Genomic DNA, 1034 nt, shown 5'->3' on the forward strand with positions numbered 1-1034 from the left:
GCTGCCGCCCGGGCTGGCGGCCCTGTTCGAGGTGGCCGCGCGCCGCCCGGCCCAGGCCACCGCTTTCGACCTGGGCTTTGCCCTGGGCCCGCGCCTGAACGCCGCCGGCCGCCTGAGCGACATGGGCCTGGGCATCGAATGCCTGAGCACCGACGACCCGGCCCGCGCCACCGCCCTGGCCCAGCAGCTCGACGCCATCAACCGCGAACGCAAGCACCTGGAAGGCGACATGCGCGAACAGGCCCTGCAACTGGCCGAGGCCCTGTGGGACGAGGCCGAGACGCCGCCGGCCGCGCTCTGCCTGTTCGACCCCGACTTCCACGAAGGCGTGGTCGGCATCGTCGCCGCACGCCTGAAAGACAAGCTCTACCGCCCCACCTTCGTCTTCGCCGCCAGCCAGGCCCCGGGCAAAGAAAACGAACTCAAAGGCTCGGGCCGCTCCATCCCCGGCTTTCACCTGCGCGACGCGCTCGACCTCATCGCCAAACGCCACCCTGGCGTGCTGCTGCGCTTTGGCGGCCACGCCATGGCGGCGGGCTGCACCATCGCCGAAGCGCACCTGGACACCTTCGACCAGGCGCTGCAGCAGATCGCCCGCGAGTGGCTGGACGCCGCCACCCTGCAGCGCCGGCTGGAGGCCGATGGCCCGCTGGAAGCCCAGTACCGGCGGGTGGACCTGATCGACACCCTGCAGCAGCAGGTCTGGGGCCAGGGCTTTGCGCCGCCGGTGTTCTGCGAGGAGGTGGACGTGGTCTCGCAGCGGCTGGTGGGGCAAAAGCACCTGCAGCTCAAGCTGCGCCACCAGGGCGACCTGGTGGACGGCATCTGGTTCGGCCACGCCGACCCCTTGCCGCCGCGGGTGAAGCTGGCCTTCCGGCTGGACGCCGACGAATGGCAGGGCCAACGCCGGGTGCGTTTTCTGGTGGAAGGCGCCGAGTTGTGAGCGGCGGCCCCGGCGCGCCGCGCGCCTGGCGGCCGCTGCCCGTGCCCGATGGCGTGACCGTGCTGCACGCCGACGACGCGCTGCTGGTGCT

General features: G+C 72.1%; 1 protein-coding gene. It reads left to right on the plus strand.

Annotation, left to right across the window (positions count from 1 at the left end; genetic code table 11):
• Window positions 1-943 (plus strand): single-stranded-DNA-specific exonuclease RecJ (locus tag CON77_RS13170; RefSeq protein WP_232788538.1); only part of this gene is annotated, 943 nt, incomplete at its 5' end.
• Window positions 944-1034: the final 91 nt, after the last annotated feature.

The sequence above is a fragment of the Macromonas nakdongensis genome (genome assembly GCF_002837145.1).
GTDB lineage: Bacteria > Pseudomonadota > Gammaproteobacteria > Burkholderiales > Burkholderiaceae_C > Macromonas_B > Macromonas_B nakdongensis.